Here is a 15,803-nt window from a genome sequence, read left to right on the forward strand (position 1 = left end):
ATGGGGGAATAAAAAATGGAACCAATATTAGCTTTTACAATTGTTATGTTGATTTGGACTGTCGGAGAGTTGGTATCATCAAAAACAAAAGCACTGATTTCAATGATGCTTGTTGCATCCATGATTTTTCTTATCGGCTTCGCTGCAGACTGGCTGCCGCATGATCTTATTCAAAGCTCAGGATTATTGGGCATCGGAAATGCAGTAGTGGGAATCATTATCGTACATTTAGGAACGATGATGAGCTTTGAAGACCTGAAGGCGCAATGGCGGACGTTCGTCATCGGCTCGATTACTGTTGTTGTATTGACACTGGTGTTGATTTTTATCGGAGGGATCATCTTCGATCGAAACATTGCTGTTGCAGGAACTGCAGCAATTACCGGAGGCACGTTGTCAATATTGATGGTACAAGATAAGGTTGCTGAAATCATGGGAGCAGGCGGAGATTTGGGCTTGTTGACAGGTTACTTACTAGCGGTTTTCCCTTTATTGATACTCAACCTGAAGAATCTTGTCGGATTTTTAGTAACAGCGAATATCTTGAAGAAAGAAGCTACTCGGGTACGGGGAGAATATAGAAAAGGCAATTTGACCTTCTATGAAAATGAAGTAAAGGAAAATGTTGAAGAGGCAAAAGAAAGCATTCTTCCAGCGTTTTTACAGACAGCTTATGGAACCTTGTTCCTTTTAGGAGCAACAGTCTATGTCTCTCGTCTCTTAAGTGATTTGAGTAATGGCTATGTCAATACATTTGTAATTGCTTTGCTTCTAGGGATCATCTTGAGACATTTCAAGATTTTAAAACCAAATGCCTTGTCATCTACAGACTCTTTTGGACTACTGATGATTTCAATCATGGTCATCGCCTTTGGACCTTTAGCAGATATTGTGCCAGCTGATTTATTGAAGCTGATAGGACCGATTGCGTTCTATCTCGTTGCAGGAGTGCTGGTCATCTTTATCGCTTCTTACTTTCTTGGAAAAGCAGTGGGCTATTCTGGACCATTGTCCATCGCAGTTGGGATGACAACACTATTTGGCTTCCCAGGAACAATGGTGTTGACAAAGGAGGCCGCCGCCGCTGTAGGAGAATCAGAAGAGGAGATTGCTGTAATTGAACAGAACCTCCTGCCAATCATGGTCACAGCCGGATTTTCAACGATAACAATAACCTCTGTACTTACCGGTGGATTGATTGTTGGGTTGATGATTGGTTAAAACAGGCAATAAGAAAACGGGGATAGTGAGGGGCAGAAGCCCTGTCTCTCATTATTCTTTATGTAAAAACAGCAGTAATGAACGATTTGAACTGTCGGTTGATGGAAAGGATGAAACGAATGAAGCATCTACTACCCCAATATCAAATGGAAATTCAGAATGCTCAATTTTTCTTTGAATGTGTCATGAAGGAATGTGAGACAAAGTTTAGTGTGCTACTCTCAGAGCTATCCTTAAGAAATGAACGGACAGCGATACAACGAATCAGCTCCAGAGTGAAAAGCAATCATTCAATATATGAAAAATGCCGCAAAAAAAATATTCCTGTAGTTGCTGACACTATTTTAAAAGAGATTTTCGATGGTGCCGGAGTTAGGATCATTTGTTCCTATATCGATGATGTTTATCGAGTAAGAGAGATGTTTTTAGGACAGGATGATGTAGTGCTCCTCAAAGAAAAAAATTATATCGAAGCGCCGAAAGAAAACGGGTATAGAAGTCTTCATTTAGTCGTACAAATCCCAGTATTTTTATCCAATATGAAAGAAAATGTCAATGTAGAAGTCCAAATACGTACAGCAGCAATGGATTTTTGGGCAAATCTTGAACATGAGTTGAAATATAAAAATGAATATAAGGATCGTAAACTGATAAATGAATTGAAGCAATGCTCTGAGAAAGCCCATTTGCTTGATAAGGAGATGCTGCTTTTAAGAGAGAAAATCATGCAGTTCAATCATTCATCTTTATCTGGTTGAGGGGTGGAGACATGCGAGTACATAAGAAATTTTTAGTGATGCTGATCATAGGTCTGACAGCAATATATTTTGTGTTTTTTTTCAAGATACCTAACAGGTATATCTTGAAGCCGGGACCATTAGGTGATGCAGTTCAAATGGTATCCGTGAAACATGAATCAGAAGAAATCAATGGTAAAATCTATGTCACGACTGTCAGTAGAAGACCGGCGACCTTAGCGAGCTATCTAGCTGCATTGGCTTCCTACTATTCCGACGTGAAGACAGATTACACGAATCAAGGAATCATGGGGAAAGATAATCGAGATATCCAACAGGCCTTCATGGCCAACTCCCGGCAAGCAGCAATCGTAGAAGCTTATCGAGCCGCTAAAATAGAAAATGAGTTAACGATCAAAGGTGTGAGGATCATGGCTGTTAATCGTGACGTGTCGAATTTGGATGAACTTCGAGTCAACGATATTTTGACAGCAGTGAATGAAGAGCCGGTGACACAAGAGATGCTGTCGACATTGACAGATACACTTAAAGCAAATACAACAAGCCTAACCGTTATCAGAAATGGAGAAACTCAGGACTTATCTATAGATAAAATCTCATTTGATGGCTATTTATTAAATGGCGTGCTGGCAATTGAAGAAAAAACACCGACAGTAACGATTGACTCGAAAGGCTTTGGAGGCCCATCTGGTGGAGCTATGCTGACATTGAGTATCTATCAGCAAATAACCGGGCAGGATTTGCTGAATGGACGAACAATCGCAGGAACAGGAACAATCGAGTCCGCTGGTGGAGTAGGACAGGTTGGTGGTATTTCACAAAAGGTTGCCGCTGCACATTCTGCCGGTGCAGAACTATTTTTCGTACCTGATCTGGCAGAGCTGGATCTGACGACTACGTCAAACTATGCTGAAGCTGTTAGGACTAGAGACTTTTTACAGTCAGATATGGAGATCATTCCCGTAAATAATATACAGGACATCATTCGTTACTTAGAAACGACAATATAGAAAGTGATTTATCAAGAAGTGAAAGACAAGGCCGCTTATGATTGGAGGAGTTCGTGTGAAAAACAAATTGCAGCGTTATAAAGTACTGCTTATTCTACTGATTTTTAGTGTGATTTTACTAGCAGTATCCGTCAGTAGATTCAGCTATATTTTTGGTGCACTTGAGCTTTTGGCGATTGTTCTTTGCGGATACTTAGTATTTTTCGATCAAAGAGAAGCTTCTTCAAAATTTGCATGGATGCTGGCGCTGCTCTTTTTACCTCTGTTCGGAATCCTATTGTATTTTCTGATAGGAAAAGAGCCTCATCAACGTAAGTTGCCGAAGCACCAAGTGGAAAGTGAAAAAAAACTGCAGGGTTTTGTTTCCAACTTGCTGTTGGAGCATCCTGAGGCGATTCATAAGAAACACGATTTGTCACGGGAAATCTATCATCTCTCATCGAAGCATCCAACCACTGCCAATCATGTGAAGGTATTGAATAAAGGGAAAGAAGCTTTTGAGCTATTGCTTGAGGACATAGAGAACGCCAAGGATCATGTACATGTTTTCTTCTTTATCATCAAGGGAGATGAGGCGGGGACCGAATTGACACACGCCTTAATGAAAAAGGCGAGTCAAGGAGTCAAGGTTCGTTTTATGTATGATAGTCTGGGTTCCATTGCTTTTCCTAATCAACTGCTGAATGACATGCGGGACAAAGGGGTGGAAGTAAGGACATACGATCTCTTGAATTCGCCTTTGTTAAGTAATAAAGCAAATTGGCGCAATCACAGGAAGATGGTGATCGTCGATGGTCAAGTTGCTCATGTTGGCGGAATGAATATAGGAAACGAATACAGAGGGCAAGGAAAAAAATTCAAGTATTGGCGGGATACTAATATACGGCTTATGGGACCAGCAGTGATCGAGGTGCAGGAATGCTTTATCTATGACTGGCTGTTCCTTGACAAAAATCATGATACGCTGACCCAGTTCATCGGGAATAAGGAACGCTACTTCCCATTGACGACCATCAAGGAATCGCTGGATTCAGAGGTTGTTCAGGTTTTGTATGGAGGTCCCTACGATGAGGAACGAACCATCAAGGATTCCTTTGTTGATCTAATTGGTAAAGCAACCCAGTCAATCAAGATTGCTATGCCGTACTTTATCCCAGATGAGGAAACCTTAGGTGCATTAAGACGAGCATCTCGTTGTGGGATCAAGGTGCAGTTGATCATTCCCGGAAAAGGAGATAGAGGTATTTCCTATTATGGGACGAATTCCTTTATTGATGAGTTGCTTTCTGCCGGAATCGAGGTCTATGCTTATGATCGATCCTCTTTTATTCACTGTAAATGTATGATCGTTGATGAGCACATAGCAACAGTTGGATCGACCAATTTTGATATCCGCAGCTTTTACCTGAATCATGAGCTGTCACTATTTATCTATGGTCCTTCTCCAGCTGTCGAAACTTTAGCACAACAGTTCGCTGCTGATTTAGAAAATGCTCATAGGATTGATGAAGTAATGCAGAATGAGCGGACCCTTTTAGAGAAGTTCAAGGAAAAAATCAGTGCTCTGTTTGTCCCAATTCTGTAAAGTGGTTAATAAATTAATGGATGTTATGACCGTCAAACGTAGTCGATGTATTAAACGGAAGGGAGACTTATTATGAACAAAATTATAGTAATTGGCAATGGCGATGTCGGCTCAAGCTACAGCTTTGCTTTAATGGCACAGGGGTTAGGCAGCGATGTAGGGATTATTGATCTGGATTCGGATAAAGTTGCCGGGGATGTTCAGGATCTGACTCATGGTTTAGCCTATGTTGGTCCGAAAAATATCTACTCTGCGGAGTATTCTGATTGCTTTCAAGCCGATTTAGTAGTGATTACAGCTGGTGCGGCTCAAAAAGAAAATGAGACAAGACTCGATTTGGTTAAGCGGAATGCCCGTATCATCAAGTCTATCGTTACATCAGTCATGGACAATGGCTTTGATGGTATATTCTTGATTGCCAGTAATCCTGTGGATGTCCTTACCCATTATGTAAAAGAGCTGACGGGGTTTCCTTCAAGGAAGGTGATTGGTTCAGGTACATCATTAGATAGCGCAAGGCTTAGAAGTGCAGTAGGCGAGAAGTTTCAGATAGACCCAAGAGATGTAAATATTTATATTCTGGGCGAGCATGGTGATACGCAGTTTCCTGTGTGGTCTCACGGAAATATCGGAGGGTTGAAGATCACAGAATGGCTGACTCAGCATCCCGAGTTTTCACAGGAGGATCTTCTTACCTTGTCGGAAAATGTAAAAAATGCAGCGTATGAAATCATCAACTACAAAGGCTCCACCCACTATGGCATTGCCATTGCTTTAGCACGAATCACTCAAGCGATTTTGCAGGATGAAAATGCGGTGCTGCCGGTTTCTGTTCACTTAGAAGGGCAATACGAGAACAGCGATGTTTGTATTGGATCTAATGCGGTCTTGAATCGAGAGGGTGTTCGAGAAATTATTGAGATACCTCTTGATGAAGACGAGATGACAAAGATGCAGCACTCTATTCAGACTCTTAAGCAAATGCAGCAAACAGTGCTGGAGGATGATTCCTAGGATATGCTCCACCGGATGAAAGAAGCTGCTATCACGAAGAACAAGCTGAAAAACCATCTTCATTGAATAAAATACCTCTGCGGGACTCATTACAGAATGACTACCGCAGAGGTATTTTTTATGGCAGCGGTCGGCTAATAAGTGCATGTCCGGCAAAGGTAGAAAATGATGCTGCACTATTTTTTGTTCTTTTTCATAAGGTATAATAGAGGTATATGTTTTAGTTGGATGTGTGAAATAAAGGAGGATAAAAATGGGGTATCGTTGTTTGTGTTGCGGTCATCTGACCTTACCGGTACCGGATAGGGAAGCAGTTGGTTATATTTGTCCGGTTTGTTTTTGGGAGAATGATGTTTTTTTGAGAAAGCATACGCATAGAAGTGTCTGCAATCATGGCATGACTTTACAAGAAGGGGAAAAGAATTTTATTAAATTCGGCGCCTGTCAGGAGCGGCTGGTCCAGTATGTACGTGAGCCGAAGGAGGAAGAAATTCCTCCGTATTATTGTTGAAAAAATGAACACAAAGTGAGTACGAGTGATAGGGGGAAGTTTGAATGAAAAAAGGGGCTGGGAAATTAGTCATGATATATGTTCTATCTGTTTGTTTGATAGCGGCAGTCATTTATTTACCGAATATACTCTATCCTAAAGCGCAGACTCTCGACTTTAGGGGTTATGTCAATGAAATAGTGGTCGATTCAGATGGGAGTTCAGTTATTATAAAAGCGAACATCATCAATTCTGATGCAAAGGCGGAAATCAAAGCCTCTACCAGCATTTCATGCAGCTATCTGGATGGTCGAGCATTTCCAATGACGAGTCTAAAAAAAGGCGACATGATCGATCTTGATTATAAAGGACAGTGGGGGTTAGATGGAAATGGTGTGATGCAGGCGGAAGCGAAATGGCTGACGGTATGTCCAATGGGTGAAGGAGAGGAATAGATATGTTGATCATAAGTGCGGCAGCTATCGAAGCACTGAAAATGGAGTATGGAGAAACAGATATGGTCAGTTGCTACGCTAAAGCACAAGGGATGAATGTACCGACCCAGGAAGCTGTTTTACTGTTGAACAATCAAAAGGTAATTATTTTGTTCATCAGTAAGTTAACGAATAAACTGATTCAGAAGATGATGTTCAATCGAGTGGAACTGTCAAACAGTACGCTGAAATCGGGTTTATTCCTTGATGAGCGATGGACGTTCACAGGACGAGGACAAAAATGGTCCTTTAGGATACCAGCTAAAATACTTCCCTTAGGAAATGGCCAGAGAGTATTTTTGGATAGTTTGGTGGATAAAGACTTTGCTTCCTGAAAGTAATGAGCAAGAGGTTGTTAAGGATAGAATGATGGGGAAAATAGTTAAGAGTACAGCTATATTATTGCTGGAATTGATTACTCAGGTAACAGCAGCACCAGTATTGTTGATTGTAATTTCGAAAAGCAATTACTTACAAAATTCATTACTTCTTTTAACTAGGGTATTCATAGTTTCGGCTATAGTGAGCATCATAATAAAATTGAAGGTCGTCAATTTTGTGTCGATAAAAATACTTGGACATCCTCAAGATGTCAGTAGATTGAAAAAATATTACTATGTTGTACCGACCCCCAAAAGTTAGACCTGAAAATCTAACTTTTTTGGGGCGGTACAGTCATTGCTCTAGTTCTTTTTTATACGATAAATTGTCGAACGAGTAACCCCTGCCATTTCTTTAATAGTCGCAATTGGAAAGCCGCTCATGAGCATATCCTTAATTTGAAAATAGGTGGCACGATTTTTAGGATTTTCAGTATCTGCAGAATGGGTTGAAGGAATACCTATTTCCTTAGAAATTATAGGTAAAGAAATTTCTTTCAAATCAACAGAAATCTTCAAGAAATAGAGAGTGTCCAGAAAATGACCATTTTCTGGACACTTTTTAATATGAACACATAGATTATTTCGGACTAGATACGAATTCATAGGGCTTAAAAAAAACTTATACTGATTAACAAGATATCTGGTACAAAATTGTAGAAGGGGAAATTATTACTGCAGTAACTAACAATCCTAAATATTCGTTTGAAAACGAGAAAGTTTACTACCTAAAAAAGGGCAGAATACACTGAATAAAGTAATTGTATGATGGATGACAGTTTGTATCACCCAATTAGGTTATTGAAGAGAAGGAGAGTACAAAATGGTAAAGAAAAATGAATTGGTTAACTACCTAATCAGCCGTATCGGTGACAGAATTGATGAAGACGGTATGTATGGTGCTCAGTGTATGGATTTAACTGTACATGTAATGAAAAAATACTATGGCTGGCACCCATATGGTAATGCTATCGCTTTGACAACTCAAGCAATTCCAAATGGATTTAAACGTCTTAGAGTATATAACGCAACTGAGATAAAAAAGGGTGATGTATTAGTTTGGGCGGTAGGCGCTGACTATTCAACATATGGACACACAGCAATTGCAATAGAAGATGGGAAGAGCTCTGGAACCTTTGTATCAGTTGATCAAAATGCAATCAATCCAAGTCTGGATTATGGTAGTCCTGCTGCCAAAATCACTCATAATATGATAGGCGTTTGGGGAGTTATTCGACCAGTTTATGAAACAGAAGAAACTTTAGCAGGGAATTTGGATACATTCGATATCAAAGCAAGAGAGATCAAGATTGGGGGGTGGCATGCGACAAGTAACAGCGCTTCAGGGCCACACAGTTATATTTTCTTATTAAATGCTGCAACCGGTGCGGAGCTGCATAGAGAAAAAATCACTCGATTGGTTAGGAACGATATCGCACAAGCATATCCAACTATTCCCAATTCTAAAAATAGTGGGTTTTATTTAAGTATTCCAGTAACTGATAAGCTGTTGGGGAAACAAATCAGAATCATGTCGCGATATGCTAAAGAAGAGGGTGGAAATGGTCAGGTCAGTGATTTCGACTATAAACCTGTGAAAGCAACACTTGGTCGAATGAACGGCGGAAGTCTGAATGGCATCCAAGTAGAGGGAAACTCCGTACAACTAGGTGGCTGGCATATATCTAACTACGGGGATAATGACACCTTCCGATACCTGTTCCTACTCGATGCAACCACAGGGCAAGAAGTGAAAAGACAAACCTTCGTTTCTGTCTCTCGTCCCGATGTGGCGCAGGCATACCCAGGTCAACCATTTGCCGGTAAAAGTGGCTTCGATGTTCGTGTCGATACAACAGGACTAAAAGGTCGAAAAGTAAAAGTCCTTGCACGATACGCAACAGATGCAAAAGGGAATAAAATCATCGACGATCTGTATTTTGATAAGGTTATCACGCTTTAGTTTCAGCTAATACGAGTAAAATTCAAGAATTAAGAATGTAAAATGTTAGTTATTTTAGCAATATTTAGAAAAGGTGGAAAGTATTATGGCAAATGAAAATTTAAAAATTTCTCAAGAAGGAAGAAATCTAATTAAGAAATGGGAAGGCTTGCGCCTAACAGCCTACCAAGATTCAGTGGGGGTGTGGACGATTGGTTATGGGCATACTAGTGGGGTTTATGCTGGTATGCAGATTACAGAAAGTCAGGCAAATGTCTTTTTGGATGAAGACATAAAATCTCATGCATCAGGTATCTTTAAATATGTATCTGTGCAACTAGCGCAGGGACAATTCGATGCTCTGGTAAGCTTCCATTTTAACTTAGGCGCTGAGATACTTAGAGGATCACAATTATTAATTTATCTAAATAATAGAGAGTGGCAAAATGCTGCATCCGAAATGAAAAAATACGTTTACGCTGGCGGTCAAATCCTTCAAGGATTGGTTAATCGCAGAAATGATGAAGCAGCTTTGTTTTTAAAACAAGTTCCTTCAACAGAAACTGTAGCGGGCAATTTAGATACATTCGATATCAAAGCACGAGAGATTAAGATTGGCGGCTGGCATGCGACAAGTAACAGCGCTTCAGGACCACACAGTTATATTTTCTTATTAAATGCTGCAACCGGTGCGGAGCTGCATAGAGAAAAAATCACTCGATTGGTTAGAAACGATATCGCACAAGCATATCCAACTATTCCCAATTCCAAAAACAGCGGCTTCTATTTAAGTATTCCAGTAACTGACAAGCTATTAGGTAAACAAATCAGAATCATGTCACGGTATGCCAAAGAAGCTGGCGGGAACGGACAGGTCAGCGATTTCGACTATAAACCTGTGAAAGCAACACTTGGTCGTATGAATAGCGGTAGTTTGAATGGTATCAAGGTAGAAGGTAACTCTGTACAACTAGGTGGCTGGCATATATCTAACTATGGGGACAATGATACCTTTCGATATTTATTCCTACTCGATGCAAGCACAGGGCAGGAAGTGAAAAGACAAACCTTTGTTTCTGTTTCTCGTCCCGATGTGGCACAGGCATATCCAGGTCAACCATTTGCCGGCAAGAGTGGCTTCGATGTTCGTATCGATACAACAGGACTAAAAGGTCGAAAGGTAAAAGTCCTTGCACGATATGCGACAGATTCGAAAGGAAATAAAATCATCGATGATCTGTACTTTGATAAGGTTATTACACTTTAATAAATTTTGAAAGTCAGCAATTTAAAAGAATAACTATTCTATGAAATCCTGTAGATATGTAAATCTTGAATACTGTTATTTTAGCACTCCTGAGGTCTTAGCTTCAGGAGTGTTTTTATTTGATTCTTATTACTAATAAACTATAGTTGATCATGTTATATAATATAAAAAGTTAAACGACCACTTGAAATGAATAAGAAGAAGCAAAACCCAATAATACTTCCCATTAGTCCAAACAATTCAATAATTCACGTGATCTATCAAAATAGCATAACCCTATATTCTCAGTGACTCCTGCAGAAAAATAGCTTTTTAATGTTCATTATTTATCTGTTGTGCCAAATCAATCGAAAGAAACTATGCCATTTAAATCAAAAGATGACAGAAGGTAATTAAGACGTCAGTTGTAAGTGTAAAATATCGTTTATCAAAAACGAGTGTTTTTGAGACGAATTTAGAAAGAAGGAAGGGTAGTAATTGGAGCACAATTTATCTTGTGCTCTTTTTTATTGAAGTAAACTAGCAAAACTTAAAGATATAAAATAATTACACTATTTCAAATGATATTTGATATACTTGGTTTGTAAGCGTTTCTATTTGTTTAACAAATAAGTAGATTAATTTTCCAAATTTCAATTGAGGGGGAAATGAAAATGAAAAAAGTTCTTAAAATGTTAGGTATTGGTATTCTATTCTCTGTTTTTTCGCTAGTTGTTCCATCCATTTCTTTAGCAGATGAAGGATATGATTGGGTTGAGTATGATATGAACACAGGTACTGAAAAAACAGTTCTTTTTGAAGATATTGAAAAAGATAATCTTCCAAGGTACTTATCTCCAGTACCACCAAGTGTACTTTCGCGTAGTAAGATTCCAGGAGTTATTGGAGAAGACGAGCGAAAAAAAGTAGAATTTCCAACCCAATATCCATATTCTTCTATTGGGTTGTATCGAGCTGGGGGTCAAGGATCCGGGACAATGATTGGTCCAAGTACCGTACTAACTTGTGCTCATGTAGTTTGGAATCAAGGGTTTAAACCTTATGGTTCTTTTTCACCTGGTGCGTCAATTGATAATCCATATCCATTTGCAAACCCACCGGCATATGTAGAAAAAGTGTATCTACCGAAAGCTTACATTGAAAATCCAAGTGTAGATACTGACTTAGCCATTGTACAATTATCTATGCCAAAGGGATATGAAACAGGCTGGCTGGGGTTGTCGTATCATGTTGGAAGTATTATTCCAAATAATGATTCGTTTACCGTAACAGGCTATCCTGGGATGTTTAACGGGGATATGTACACTGATACAAAAGCAGAATGGTCTCAAGAAATTGATTATCCGTTTGTTGTTTTTACAAATTTTGACACAACACCTGGAAATAGTGGTTCGGCTTTATATAATTCAGAAAAGATTATTTATGGTGTAATGACAGCCTACACTGAAACTCCAAGCGGTGAGCCAATTGCTAGTATAGGAACTAGAATAACTTTTGAAAGATATGCGATGATTCAACATTTACTTACTAAACCAGTAGAAATCAAAAAAATTGCTATTGAACCTGAATCGATTGAATTGATACCAAGAGGAGCTGAATCAAAGCAACTGAATGTTAAGTTTTACCCTGAAAACGCTGAAACTCAAGAAATTGTTTGGGAAAGTGAGGATTCCTCAGTTGTTAATGTGGATAAATATGGAATCATAAAAAGTGGAATAGAATCGTCAGATAAAAAAACTACTATAACAGCTACAACCAAAGATGGTCGACATGTAGCAACTTGCGAAGTATCAGTCAAAGACGATCATCCACAGAAATTCCCAGGAACTCCCATAGAAGTTGGAAACAGTTACTCTGGGTCTTATGATTTTTATGGTGACTATGATTGTTTCCAATTCCAAGCAGAAGCAAATAAAATATATGGAATAGAGATTGAAAACAATTCAGCATATAAAGGTTATACGATTTTTAATGAAGACGGGAAATATACTTGGACTGTTGATCAGAACCCAACTAGTCGGACAGCAGCAAATGGCAAAAGATATTTGAGATTTGAAAAGCCTGAAGATGCTATTCGTGGTTTTGGATTCGTAGATTGGGGATATGATTTGATTGGAAAAAAATATAGTTTCACCTTGTCGGAACTTACAAATGCAAAACCAACAATTGAAAACAAAGACGAATTAAATGGTATGGTTTTGAAAGTCGGTGACAAAGTACAAATAAAGGCACGAGCAAATAACGGAGCCTTCCCAGATTCTATTTTTTATAACTATGCGAAAGATTATGTAAGCATTAGTGAAACAGGGGAACTAACGGCACTCAAACCTTATTCAGGTACTTATACTGATGTGTTAGATGCTCTTTTTTGTTCGGGAGAATACATGTCTTATTCAGATAGAATCTATTTTAGTATAGTTGAGTAAATATTTATAAGAAAAATGTAAATGATGACATATATAAAGAAGATAACTTTTGTTGTCTTCTTTTGTTTGAGTGTACTAAGTGTTCTGAAGAGAAAAAATGCTGCTAAGTATAATTGTTAGAATTAAGTGGATAAGGGAGACTTATTGATAAAATATCATGTATCAAAAACGAGGGTTTATAAGAAAAGCAGAGTGAAGAGTAGAGATAATAAAGGAAAACTCTCTCTTGAATGCTTAACAAGAGAGAGTTTATTCTTTAATAATAATAGTATCCAGAATAGTAAGCGTATGTTTTGCCATTCTGATGATAATAATTTTGCAAATACATTCTGTATGGTGCACCCCAAGATGTTGTACCAGATTTAAAACCAATAGGGCAACCAATACCATTTATTGTAACCCATTCTGAATAATGAGCACTTGCTGCTTCAGCAGTTTCAGCACCAAATGGGTTATTTTCCAAAGGGACAATGCCAGAAATGAAAGAGACTGTTAGAACAGCTAGTAAACTAATAATAATTTTTTTTGCTTTCATAAACTTAATACCTTCTTTCTATATAGTTGTTTAACAATCTTATAGTAACGTATAAATTACTATTTGTAAAGAAATGTGATTGTCGCTGATTGGAGTTGTGTTATCAAAACTTACTTTTCAGTTTCGATATCACATTTAAAGAAAATTAGAAATAGAGATCTGGCTCATTTGGACAAACGTATCTCAAATAGTATTAGCAGAGAAAACTTGATTAAGTCAAATCCAGTTTATGTATCAGAAGTTCAAAGTCTATTTGATTTTTCTTTGAATAGCTTGAGTACAATAAGAGGAATACTTTTTAATATATCTTTCACATACCATGAACATAATTATGTTTATGAACTTGAAAGAATCGCAGAAGCCATTGAAAAAAATTAAGTTCTCAAAAAGGATCGTTCGGAACCTTAGGGAAAATTCTTCGGTAACAGCTGTTGTTCTACTAGGATAGTTATTCTAAAAACGAGAATAATTTAATTAGGATCAAAAGGTTAAACTCTGGATCGGACATTAAATTTGATCGTTTCGTTAATAAAAAGTGAGGTATCGGAATGAGGGCTACAGATTTATTAACGACATAGTTGTGATGGTATAAAATGTTATTACTAATTCATATTTTCTAAATGTGACAATAGAAAAAAGGAAAAATCGATTTAACAAAGAAGAAAGTGAGAAGAACCAATATTTTTGATAAAATCTATTATATAAGTTTGAAATTAAGGAGAGTTGATGATGAACGATTTGATCAACCATATTATCGATACAATTGACAAGAAAGGTGTTCAACGTAACTGTAAAAAGATATTAAAAAAATGTAGTTTTAAGTCTAGTAAAGATTTAGGTAATATTACGGAATTAGCGGTTTGGCTTTATGTTTATGAATTTTACGACCAAGCGATTTCAGTATGTGATCTTGTTAAAGATGTCCCCTTTACCGGCGACTATACATTGTGGGGAAATATTGATAGTGCCTTATGTATTAAAGCAAGAATATTGCGATTGCGTGGAAGAAATAAAGATAGCGCAGAGATTATTCGTTTAATAAATGAACATAGAAGTCCAGAATTATACAAAAATTTAGTTGATTGGTTTGAAAAGGATATTGATAGCGCCATAAAAAACAATTTGGAAAATAATTGGAAGGCTGATGTACGACAAGGGAGACTACTAAAACTTGAAGCAGCAATACAATACAGAGAAGCTGGTGGATTTCCTATCTCAGATAAAAAATTTGAAGATATCATTAGAGAAATGGTAGACATATTGGCTGTGGAACGATAAGTTCTAGTTAGGACGAGGAGTTTTGCTTCTTTATGATTCTAGCTAGATATAATGAATTGATACCTTACACATTGGCTCTCAAATGTTTGAAGGGTTGAATGTTGCGTAAACAAATTAAACTTATAATCAGCGGGAAGAATAGGATGGGACTCTCAAAAAGGATCAGAAAGAAGACTGAAAAATGAAAGAATCAAATAAGTTAGTATAATTTATTTTGGAATGTTCTAATTATCATATAGAAGGAGAGTGTATATCATGAAAAAATGGTTTGGGCTTGTTTTGTTATTGCTAGTGTTTATTTATGGAGAAACGGGTGAAGCAGCTATAACCAATAGCGGAACAAACGGTCAAAACATTAGAGCAACGATTGTAAATCAGGAAGATTTGGACGCATATTTAAATGCAACAGGGACTGATTTGAGTGGCGATATAGTGACCTTTAGAAATACATCAACATTGACATTTCCAAATAAATGGTATTTTGTGAAAGATAAAACAACAGAGTGGTGGTTTGAAAGTATTTCAAATGGTGCAGATGTTGATTTGAATGAAGCAGTTTTTGCGATCAGTAACCAAAGTAATTTTTATTTGAAAATTAATGGTGGTGGAACAGAAGAAAATATGAAGTCAATTAGAAATGGTACTTTTTTGGGTAGTAGTAATACCAACAATAAAGGCGGATTTATCGGTCAAATGCTAAACGGTCAACATTGGTATTTTAAAAATTTAGTGTTTAAAAATGCTCATTTGCAAGAGCACCATCTGTTTGATCTTGCGGGTTGTACCAACATCAATTTTGACACTATTAAAACTTATGGCTATGGGCATAGTGAATACAGTACTACACAGTTAAGAAACTTATATGAGCAAAATCCTCATAATCTTTATGCAGAAGCGATTCAGTTGGATCTATCAATTGACGGTGCTTTCGGTGGCTCTTTGAAGGATAAATCTTTTTTCAAAAATATACAGCCTACTCAAGAATCGACAACAAAAGTGATATTAAAGGATTCGTTGTTTACCACTTATGATGGTCGTTCAGCTCAGGGGTATATTGACGGGACGAAGGAAACGGTTGTCCGAAATTATTCTGCTACTGCAATCGGCTCGCACACAGGGGATGAAAATAAGCCGTATACAGAGTTAAATTTTTATCGCAATACCTTTAATAAAACGATTCGTACTCCTGATAAAACTGATGATAAAAGAATGTACCCAATCCACGTGAAATATGGTACGAAAGAGCAGGTCAAACAAACGTCGAATGTTTTCCAAAATCAATACGGCAACCCATCTTCTAATGGACATGTTGGTGGGTATCTTGCATGGTACCAATAAGTATATTTCTTTATAAAGCGAACGAGCGTCTTTCTTCATGAACCAAGAAAGCAGACTAAACAAAC

The 15,803-nt window shown here is 37.8% G+C and carries 15 protein-coding genes; 13 read left to right on the forward strand and 2 right to left on the reverse strand.

From position 1 onward, the window contains the following. Positions 1-15: 15 nt before the first annotated feature. The 8 genes from I6N96_RS10770 (at position 16) to I6N96_RS10805 (ending at position 6,907) form a co-directional block, all read left to right on the forward strand. On the forward strand, positions 16-1,221 hold the full coding sequence (locus I6N96_RS10770; RefSeq protein WP_202060666.1) for a hypothetical protein: 1,206 nt from the start codon (positions 16-18) through the stop codon (positions 1,219-1,221). 119 nt (positions 1,222-1,340) lie between these two features. Further along, positions 1,341-1,979, forward strand: a complete 639-nt coding sequence (locus tag I6N96_RS10775) for a GTP pyrophosphokinase (RefSeq protein WP_209557549.1) — start codon at positions 1,341-1,343, stop codon at positions 1,977-1,979. An 11-nt stretch (positions 1,980-1,990) separates the two neighbouring features. After that, entirely contained in the window at positions 1,991-2,989 is a 999-nt protein-coding gene (locus I6N96_RS10780) for a S16 family serine protease (protein ID WP_209557550.1), read from the forward strand. Between the two features lie 55 nt (positions 2,990-3,044). Then, the gene (cls, locus tag I6N96_RS10785; RefSeq protein ID WP_347339081.1) at positions 3,045-4,574 is read left to right on the forward strand and encodes a cardiolipin synthase; all 1,530 of its coding nucleotides are present in this window, start codon (positions 3,045-3,047) and stop codon (positions 4,572-4,574) included. 72 nt (positions 4,575-4,646) lie between these two features. After that, positions 4,647-5,588 (forward strand): L-lactate dehydrogenase, encoded by a 942-nt coding sequence (locus tag I6N96_RS10790; RefSeq protein ID WP_209557552.1) that lies wholly within the window; start codon positions 4,647-4,649, stop codon positions 5,586-5,588. A 253-nt stretch (positions 5,589-5,841) separates the two neighbouring features. Beyond that, the gene (locus I6N96_RS10795) at positions 5,842-6,099 is read left to right on the forward strand and encodes a CPCC family cysteine-rich protein (RefSeq protein ID WP_209557553.1); all 258 of its coding nucleotides are present in this window, start codon (positions 5,842-5,844) and stop codon (positions 6,097-6,099) included. Positions 6,100-6,143: 44 nt separating this feature from the next. Then, positions 6,144-6,533 (forward strand): hypothetical protein, encoded by a 390-nt coding sequence (locus I6N96_RS10800; protein ID WP_209557554.1) that lies wholly within the window; start codon positions 6,144-6,146, stop codon positions 6,531-6,533. Positions 6,534-6,535: 2 nt separating this feature from the next. After that, positions 6,536-6,907, forward strand: a complete 372-nt coding sequence (locus I6N96_RS10805; protein WP_209557555.1) for a hypothetical protein — start codon at positions 6,536-6,538, stop codon at positions 6,905-6,907. Between the two features lie 348 nt (positions 6,908-7,255). Here I6N96_RS10805 and I6N96_RS10810 read toward each other — a convergent pair whose 3' ends face one another. After that, entirely contained in the window at positions 7,256-7,471 is a 216-nt protein-coding gene (locus tag I6N96_RS10810; protein WP_209557556.1) for a helix-turn-helix domain-containing protein, read from the reverse strand. 304 nt (positions 7,472-7,775) lie between these two features. Between I6N96_RS10810 and I6N96_RS10815 the strand changes: the two genes are divergently transcribed. The 3 genes from I6N96_RS10815 (at position 7,776) to I6N96_RS10825 (ending at position 12,587) form a co-directional block, all read left to right on the forward strand. Continuing rightward, positions 7,776-8,915, forward strand: coding sequence for a CHAP domain-containing protein (locus I6N96_RS10815; protein ID WP_209557557.1), 1,140 nt, complete (start codon positions 7,776-7,778; stop codon positions 8,913-8,915). Between the two features lie 85 nt (positions 8,916-9,000). Further along, on the forward strand, positions 9,001-10,161 hold the full coding sequence (locus tag I6N96_RS10820; protein WP_209557558.1) for a lysozyme: 1,161 nt from the start codon (positions 9,001-9,003) through the stop codon (positions 10,159-10,161). Between the two features lie 653 nt (positions 10,162-10,814). Beyond that, positions 10,815-12,587 carry an Ig-like domain-containing protein gene (locus I6N96_RS10825; RefSeq protein WP_209557559.1) on the forward strand — a complete coding sequence of 591 codons (1,773 nt, stop codon included), beginning with the start codon at positions 10,815-10,817 and terminating at the stop codon, positions 12,585-12,587. A gap of 256 nt (positions 12,588-12,843) precedes the next feature. Here I6N96_RS10825 and I6N96_RS10830 read toward each other — a convergent pair whose 3' ends face one another. Continuing rightward, positions 12,844-13,122, reverse strand: a complete 279-nt coding sequence (locus I6N96_RS10830) for a hypothetical protein (protein WP_209557560.1) — start codon at positions 13,120-13,122, stop codon at positions 12,844-12,846. Between the two features lie 729 nt (positions 13,123-13,851). Between I6N96_RS10830 and I6N96_RS10840 the strand changes: the two genes are divergently transcribed. Together I6N96_RS10840 and I6N96_RS10845 are read left to right on the forward strand one after the other, a co-directional pair. Next, positions 13,852-14,400, forward strand: a complete 549-nt coding sequence (locus I6N96_RS10840) for a DUF6707 family protein (protein WP_209557562.1) — start codon at positions 13,852-13,854, stop codon at positions 14,398-14,400. 255 nt (positions 14,401-14,655) lie between these two features. Continuing rightward, positions 14,656-15,738: a hypothetical protein gene (locus I6N96_RS10845; protein ID WP_209557563.1), complete on the forward strand. Its 1,083-nt coding sequence runs from the start codon at positions 14,656-14,658 to the stop codon at positions 15,736-15,738. Positions 15,739-15,803: the final 65 nt, after the last annotated feature.

The sequence above is a fragment of the Enterococcus larvae genome, from assembly GCF_017830045.1.
Classification (GTDB): domain Bacteria; phylum Bacillota; class Bacilli; order Lactobacillales; family Enterococcaceae; genus Enterococcus_L; species Enterococcus_L larvae.

Excerpts from the sequence above, each read along its gene's own strand:
- I6N96_RS10770 (WP_202060666.1), top strand. The coding sequence starts at position 16 with ATGGAACCAATATTAGCTTTTACAATTGTTATGTTGATTTGGACTGTC.
- I6N96_RS10775 (WP_209557549.1), top strand. The coding sequence starts at position 1,341 with ATGAAGCATCTACTACCCCAATATCAAATGGAAATTCAGAATGCTCAA.
- I6N96_RS10780 (WP_209557550.1), top strand. The coding sequence starts at position 1,991 with ATGCGAGTACATAAGAAATTTTTAGTGATGCTGATCATAGGTCTGACA.
- I6N96_RS10790 (WP_209557552.1), top strand. The coding sequence starts at position 4,647 with ATGAACAAAATTATAGTAATTGGCAATGGCGATGTCGGCTCAAGCTAC.
- I6N96_RS10795 (WP_209557553.1), top strand. The coding sequence starts at position 5,842 with ATGGGGTATCGTTGTTTGTGTTGCGGTCATCTGACCTTACCGGTACCG.
- I6N96_RS10800 (WP_209557554.1), top strand. The coding sequence starts at position 6,144 with ATGAAAAAAGGGGCTGGGAAATTAGTCATGATATATGTTCTATCTGTT.
- I6N96_RS10805 (WP_209557555.1), top strand. The coding sequence starts at position 6,536 with ATGTTGATCATAAGTGCGGCAGCTATCGAAGCACTGAAAATGGAGTAT.
- I6N96_RS10815 (WP_209557557.1), top strand. The coding sequence starts at position 7,776 with ATGGTAAAGAAAAATGAATTGGTTAACTACCTAATCAGCCGTATCGGT.
- I6N96_RS10820 (WP_209557558.1), top strand. The coding sequence starts at position 9,001 with ATGGCAAATGAAAATTTAAAAATTTCTCAAGAAGGAAGAAATCTAATT.
- I6N96_RS10825 (WP_209557559.1), top strand. The coding sequence starts at position 10,815 with ATGAAAAAAGTTCTTAAAATGTTAGGTATTGGTATTCTATTCTCTGTT.
- I6N96_RS10830 (WP_209557560.1), bottom strand. The coding sequence starts at position 13,122 with ATGAAAGCAAAAAAAATTATTATTAGTTTACTAGCTGTTCTAACAGTC.
- I6N96_RS10840 (WP_209557562.1), top strand. The coding sequence starts at position 13,852 with ATGAACGATTTGATCAACCATATTATCGATACAATTGACAAGAAAGGT.
- I6N96_RS10845 (WP_209557563.1), top strand. The coding sequence starts at position 14,656 with ATGAAAAAATGGTTTGGGCTTGTTTTGTTATTGCTAGTGTTTATTTAT.